Origin of the sequence: Caballeronia telluris, from assembly GCF_001544495.1 — a bacterium.
GTDB classification, from domain to species: domain Bacteria; phylum Pseudomonadota; class Gammaproteobacteria; order Burkholderiales; family Burkholderiaceae; genus Caballeronia; species Caballeronia telluris.
This window is the reverse complement of record NZ_FCNZ02000080.1, coordinates 1-6,385: the sequence shown is the minus strand read 5'-3', so window position 1 is coordinate 6,385 and position 6,385 is coordinate 1. Positions and strand designations below refer to the sequence as shown.

Below are 6,385 nucleotides of genomic sequence, written 5' to 3'. Positions count from 1 at the left end.
AGTCCGGCGGGGCCGCCGCCGACGATCACGACGTCATATTCCATCGACTCGCGGGGGCCGTACTGCTCGATGAGACTTTGATCACTCACGGTATGCTTTCCATCAAATAGGTCTGATCTGGTCATCGCGGCGGATTGTCTCGCGCGATCTCAGGAAGATGTGCCCATCCTATCGCCGAACAGGCAAGCGACCGCTCTCAGAACCTGCCCATTTAATGACAAATCCTGCCACTGCGTGACGAGTTACTCGTAGTTGACGACACGACCCATCGCGATGCGACGCGTTTTTCGCGCACAGCGATTGATGGAGATACGCAAACGGGCGGCACGATCGGCCTGCTCACCCGGATGGTGAATTGAATTAGCCGCGACTGCATCCGAGCACGCAAGGGAGCCCGACGCGCGGCTGCAACTTCATTGATTGACGGCGTCCTTGAAAGCCTTGCCTGCCGTGAACTTGACGGTCGTCGCGGCGGCGATCTCGATCGTTTCGCCAGTCTTCGGATTGCGTCCGGCGCGAGCCGCGCGTGCGCCGGTTGCGAACGTGCCGAAGCCGATCAACTGCACGGTCTCGCCTGCTGCAACGGTTTTCGAAACGGCAGCCAGCACCGCATCGATCGTCTCGGCGGCAGCGTTCTTAGCGATGCCCGCTTCCGATGCAACGGCATCGATGAGTTCCTGCTTATTCATGTTCGCTTCCTTACGAAGGTTAAGGCTGGCCCAGATGGACTCGGCGCCCGCTACCTTACCGGACGAACTGCCGCCACGCAAACGAAGCCAGTTTCGATTGCAGGAAACCTGTCGCCTTGATCACCCACGCAGGAAGCATGTTTCGATGCCTGCTATCGACTCATGGACGGTGCGTCTTTCATCTCGACGCACCGTGTCCCGCCCGCTTTCCCCTTTAACCAAGCCAGCGCTTGATCGTATTCGCCATCACGTTCGTCGAGATGCCGTAGCGATCGTGCAAGGTCGGCAACGCGCCCGCCGCGAGGAATTCATCGGGCAGCGCGATCTGGCGATACATGGGCGTGACACCCGCCGTCAGCAGCGTGGTCGCGACGGCTTCGCCGAGGCCGCCGATCACCGAGTGATTCTCCGCGACGACGACCATCCGCCCCGTGCGTCGCGCTTCGCGCAGGATCGTCTCCGTGTCGAGCGGCTTGATGGTCGGCACATGCAGCACTGCAACGCCGACGTTGTCCGCTTCGAGCGCCTTGGCCGCTTCGAGCGCGCGCATCGTCATGATGCCCGATGCGATCACCAGCACCTCGGCGCCGTCGCGCAGCAGCTTCGCCTTGCCGAGTTCGAACTGGTAATCGTACTCGTCCAGAACGGCCGGAACATTGCCTCGCAACAAGCGCGCATACACGGGCCCCTTGTGCGCAGCGATCGCCGGGACCATTTGCTCGATGTCGAGCGCGTCGCACGGATCGATGACCGTCATGTTGGGCATCGCGCGCATCAAGGCAAGATCTTCCGCCGCCTGATGGCTCGGGCCGTAGCCGGTCGTGAGCCCCGGCAAGGCGCAGACGATCTTCACATCGAGATTGTCTTCGGCGATCGCCTGATGCATGAAGTCATACGCGCGGCGCGTCCCGAACACGGCGTAGGTCGTCACCCACGGCTGCGCGCCCTCGTGCGCGAATCCGGCTGCCGCGCCCATCAGCAGTTGCTCGGCCATGCCCATCTGGTAGTAGCGCTCGGGGAACTCCTTCGCGAAGATGTGCAGGTCGGTGTACTTGCCGAGGTCGGCCGTCATGCCGACCACGTTCTGCCGCGCACGCGCCAGTTCGACAAGCGCATTCCCGAACGGCGCCGAGCGCGTGACCTGCCCTTCGCTCGCAATCGACGCGATCATCGCCGAGGTCTTCAGGCGCGGCTTCTTCGTCGTGGTGTCGTTCATGCTTGTCTCCCTTCGTCGAGCGCGGCAAGCGCGAGTTGCCATTCATGCGGATCGACGCGGATAAAGTGATTCTTCTCGCGCGCTTCGAGGAACGGCACGCCGCACCCCATGCGCGTATCGCAGACGATCATGCGCGGCTGCGGTTCCGGATGATTGCGTGCGTTGTCGAACGCGGCCTTCACGGCATCGATGTCGTTGCCGTCCACGCGTTGCGTGTACCAGCCGAACGCTTCGAGCTTTTCGACGAGCGGCTCGAACGCCATGATCTGCGTCGACGGGCCATCGGCTTGCTGATTGTTGACGTCGACCATCGCGATCAGGTTATCGAGCTTCCAGTGAGCCGCCGACATGATGCCTTCCCAGATCGCGCCTTCATCGAGTTCGCCATCGGAGAAGAGCGTATAGACGAACGCGTCCGAACCTTTGCGCTTCAAACCGAGGCAGCGGCCCACCGCGATCGTCAGACCGTGGCCGAGCGAGCCGCCCGACATCTCCATGCCCGGCGTATAGGCAGCCATGCCGGACATCGGCAGACGGCTGTCGTCGCTGCCGTAGGTTTCGAGTTCTTCCGGCGGCAGGAAGTCTGCTTCGAAGAGCGCCGCATAGAGCGCGATTGCATAGTGGCCGTTCGAGAGCAGGAAGCGGTCACGCCCTTCCCAGTCGGGATTCTCGGGCTGGTAACGCATCGCGCCGAAGTAGGCGATGGCCAGCACGTCGGCGATATCGAGTGCCTGGCCGATATAGCCTTGCCCCTGCACTTCACCCATCAGCAAGGCGTTTCTGCGAATCCGATAAGCGCGCTCGGCGAGCGTCACCGCATCTGATGACGGACTGTTCATGGTGTCTCCTTGAAATGAAAGCGGTTCTTTGAAGCAAACGGTGTCAGCGATTGACGGTCTTGGCCGGCACGAGGAAGACCAGGCCCGCGCCGATGACGACAGCGACGGAGATGAAGAGGAGTCCCGCCGTCGACTTGCCGGTGAAGTCGTTCAACCAGCCGACGATGGCCGGCGAGAAGAAGCCCGCGAGATTGGCGAAGCAGTTCACCGCGGCGATACCCGCTGCGGCCGACATGCCTCCGAGCACCGCGGTCGGCAGGGACCAGAATTGCGACGAGGCAGCGAGGATGCCTGCAGCGGCCACGCTGACGCATACCAGCGACGCGCCCACGCCGCCGAGCATCGGCAACGTTGCAAAGCCTGCTGCTGCGACGAGCATCGGGATTGCCAGATGCAGGCGCCGTTCACGATGACGGTCGGCGCTTGCGCCCACGAGGGGAAGCGCAATGATCGCGCAGAGATACGGAATGGCGGTGAACACACCGACCCACAGGGGATCGGCGACGCCAGACTTGCGGATGATCGTCGGCAGCCAGAAGGTGAGGCCATACTGGCCGAGCACGACGCAGAAGTAGATCCCGGCCATCAGCCACAAGCGACGGTCGCCGATGAAGGACTTGATGGAAACGTGAGCGACCTTGTGCGCATTGTCGTTCTCGACGTTCCTTGCGAGGAGCGCCTTTTCCGCATCGGTCAGCCACTTCGCGGAAGCGATGCCGTTATCGAGGTAGAACAGGATCGCGATGCCAAGGCAAAGCGACGGCAACGCTTCGAGGATGAACAGCCACTTCCAGCCCGCGAGGTCGTGCACGCCCTGGAACGCATGCATGATGTAACCCGAGAGCGGTCCTCCGACGATGCCTGCGAGCGGTATCGCCATGAAGAAGATGGAGAGCGCCTTGGCGCGCCGTGCCGAAGGAAACCAGTACGTCAGATAGAGGATCACGCCCGGTGCGAACCCCGCCTCGGCGACACCGAGCAGAAAGCGCAGGACGTAGAACGTAGTGGGCGTCTTGACGAAGATGAAGCATGCGGAGATCACCGCCCACGTCAGCATGATGCGGGCGAGCCAGTTGCGTGCGCCCACCTTGTGCAACATGAGATTGCTTGGCACCTCGAAGAGGAAATAGCCGAGAAAGAAAATGCCGGCGCCGAAGCCGTACACGGTCTCGCTGAATCGCAGGTCATTGAGCATTTGCAGTTTCGCAAAGCCCACGTTGACGCGATCCAGATACGCGCCGAGATAGCAGAGCATCAGGAACGGTATCAGGCGCCGCCCGACCTTCGCATAGGTTTTCGATTCAAAGCTCGCCGAATCGGCGAACGACGCAACATCGGCCGTCACTGACGGCGCGGTGGATTTCGCTTTCATGTTTGTCTCCTGTCGGCCGGAGTTAGCGCTTTAGCGCTTACTCCGGCCCCATGCAACGCAGTTGCGGTCGGCCGGAGTTAGCGCTTTAGCGCTTACTCCGGCCCCATGCAACGCAGTTGCGGTCGGCCGGAGTTGGCGCTGTCGGCCGGAGTTGGCGCTTTAGCGCTTACTCAGGCCCCATGCGCTTACTCTGGTCCCATGCAACGCAGTTGCATTGACCCGTCCGCCGCGATCGCGACGGACATCGTTCTCAATGAATCAGCATGCCGCCATTAACATCGAGCGTGATGCCAGTGAGATAGGCAGATAGTTCGCTCGAAAGAAACAGACATGCGTTAGCAACGTCGCCGGCGTCGCCGAGACGGCCGAGCGGGATGCCCTTGATGATGTCGGCGCGCATGTCGGTCGTGAGCTTGTCGCCGGTGATGTCGGTCTGGATCAGGCCCGGCGTGATCGAGTTCACGCGGATGTTGTCCGAGCCGAGTTCGCGTGCCATCGCACGCGCTAGGCCGAGTACGCCCGCCTTGGCGGCGCTGTAGTGCGGACCGCCGAAGATGCCGCCTCCGCGTTGCGCGGAAACCGAAGACATGCAGACGATGCTGCCGCTCTTTTGCTTGCGCATCTGCGGAATGACCGCTTGCGACATGTAGAGCGTGCCGCGCAGGTTCACGTCGACGACGGCATCGAAGTTGGCGGCCTCGATGTCCATTGTCTTCAGGGGCTGCGTGATGCCCGCGTTGTTGATCAGGCCGTCGACGCGTCCGTACTTCTCGATGATCGCCTTCGCGGCCGCGATGCAGGCTTCCTTGTCCGTCACGTTGCAGGCGAGGCCGAGGTGTGCGTCGCCGAGATCGCGCGCAGCGCTTTCGGCGTCTTCCTTGCGCAAGTCCAGGATGACCACTAGCGCGCCCTGCGCTGCGAGCGCCCTGGCGGTTGCCTTGCCGATGCCGCGCGGCGACGCTGCGCCTGTGACGATGACTACTTTGCTGTCGAGCAACATGCTTGTCTCCATTGATCGTGTTGGTTTGGTAGACGCAGTTTCTGCGCTCGGACCATTGCGATCAATGCAGTTCGACTCAACTATCGCTGAAAAAAATTCAGGTATCGCGGCTCACTTCGTACTCGGCCCAAGCCAAAAACTTGGCGACGCGCGGCAGATCGGCGTTCTGGGAAGGGTAAACGAGGTGATGCGCTCCGACCTCCACCGCATAGGTGCGATCGAAGACCGGTACGAGCGAGCCTCGCTTGAGATGACACGACGCGAGCATCGTGCTTTCGAGTGCGATGCCGTGTCCCAACGCCGCCGCTTCCAGCGACATGTACGAGCGGTCGAACGAAAAGTCGTATGCCTTGCGCGAGACCGCGACGCCGAACTTGCCGAACCATTGCTTCCACTGCACGAGCGGCGTTTCCGAAAAGATCAGGCGCCGTTCGAGCAGATCTTCGGGCGTGCGCACCGGATGCCGTCTCAGGTAGTCTTCCGATGCAAGCGGCGCAACGAACTCATGGCGCAGCGTCTTGACCTCGCCGTCTGTCCAATGAGCGTAGCCGTGCCGGACGTCGAGGTCGTAGTAGCCGGAGGTGAAGGACACATCTTCGTACGAGCAGGCGAGGTTCAATTGGATGTCGCCGTTGGCTTCCTGAAACGAAGCGAGCCTCGGCAACAGCCACATCAACCCGAAGCTCGGACTGGAGTGAATGCGCAGAATTTCGACGCCCGTCTGGCTGGATGCCCGCTCCGTCGCGCGGCTCAAATCGGCGAGCGAGCCGGTGACGTCGGCCAGATACTGCTGGCCCGTCGGCGTCAGGACGAGTCCGCGTCCGAGCCTCGTAAAAAGCGCTCGTCCGACCATGGATTCAAGATTGGCGAGCTGATGACTGACCGCCGATGGCGTTAACCCTAATTCATCGGCCGCCCGGTTGACGCTCTTGGTCCGGACCACACTCTCGAACGCGATGATGGCTTTTAGTGGCGGGATGCGCATTGTTCCTGACCGCAGGGTGGCGTCCTGCTTCGCTGTTGGCGGTCCGGGAAATGTCGCGCATACGCGAGGGAAAGGCAAGCCGGGCTTCGACGATTTCGACCGGGCCCATGCGTTCAAACCCCCGCGATGCGAAGCCAGCCAGGGCACGGCGCGTTGACTCTCGACTTGCGAGCCGGCAGTCGCCGGCCGCTCGTTACTCGCGCTGGTTCAGACAGCGCGGCGCACCATCAATTCCTTGATCTTGCCGATCGCCTTTGTCGGATTGAGCCCCTTCGGGCACACAT

At 61.9% G+C, this 6,385-nt stretch carries 6 protein-coding genes and 1 pseudogene; all 7 read right to left on the bottom strand.

Annotated features, from left to right (window positions below; all coding sequences use genetic code 11):
- Positions 1-413 precede the first annotated feature (413 nt).
- Complete coding sequence (locus AWB66_RS31900; RefSeq protein ID WP_268811171.1) at positions 414-725, bottom strand: HU family DNA-binding protein; 312 nt, start codon at positions 723-725, stop codon at positions 414-416.
- 178 nt (positions 726-903) lie between these two features.
- Complete coding sequence (locus AWB66_RS31895; RefSeq protein ID WP_087633976.1) at positions 904-1,905, bottom strand: transketolase family protein; 1,002 nt, start codon at positions 1,903-1,905, stop codon at positions 904-906.
- Entirely contained in the window at positions 1,902-2,744 is an 843-nt protein-coding gene (locus AWB66_RS31890) for a transketolase (RefSeq protein ID WP_087633975.1), read from the bottom strand. The genes AWB66_RS31895 and AWB66_RS31890 overlap by 4 nt, the downstream gene beginning before the upstream one ends.
- Positions 2,745-2,787: 43 nt before the next feature.
- Complete coding sequence (locus AWB66_RS31885) at positions 2,788-4,116, bottom strand: MFS transporter (protein WP_087633974.1); 1,329 nt, start codon at positions 4,114-4,116, stop codon at positions 2,788-2,790.
- 250 nt (positions 4,117-4,366) lie between these two features.
- Positions 4,367-5,116: an SDR family NAD(P)-dependent oxidoreductase gene (locus AWB66_RS31880; RefSeq protein WP_087633973.1), complete on the bottom strand. Its 750-nt coding sequence runs from the start codon at positions 5,114-5,116 to the stop codon at positions 4,367-4,369.
- Between the two features lie 97 nt (positions 5,117-5,213).
- A complete protein-coding gene (locus AWB66_RS31875) occupies positions 5,214-6,101 on the bottom strand; it encodes a LysR substrate-binding domain-containing protein (protein ID WP_087633972.1) in 888 nt (295 codons plus the stop codon).
- Positions 6,102-6,308: 207 nt separating this feature from the next.
- A pseudogene (sdhB, locus tag AWB66_RS31870) lies at positions 6,309-6,385 on the bottom strand (succinate dehydrogenase iron-sulfur subunit); the annotation flags it as partial.

What these genes read in the sequence shown, in the direction of transcription:
- AWB66_RS31895 (WP_087633976.1), bottom strand. Translation starts at nt 1,905, where the DNA reads ATGAACGACACCACGACGAAGAAGCCGCGCCTGAAGACCTCGGCGATG.
- AWB66_RS31890 (WP_087633975.1), bottom strand. Translation starts at nt 2,744, where the DNA reads ATGAACAGTCCGTCATCAGATGCGGTGACGCTCGCCGAGCGCGCTTAT.
- AWB66_RS31885 (WP_087633974.1), bottom strand. Translation starts at nt 4,116, where the DNA reads ATGAAAGCGAAATCCACCGCGCCGTCAGTGACGGCCGATGTTGCGTCG.
- AWB66_RS31880 (WP_087633973.1), bottom strand. Translation starts at nt 5,116, where the DNA reads ATGTTGCTCGACAGCAAAGTAGTCATCGTCACAGGCGCAGCGTCGCCG.
- AWB66_RS31875 (WP_087633972.1), bottom strand. Translation starts at nt 6,101, where the DNA reads ATGCGCATCCCGCCACTAAAAGCCATCATCGCGTTCGAGAGTGTGGTC.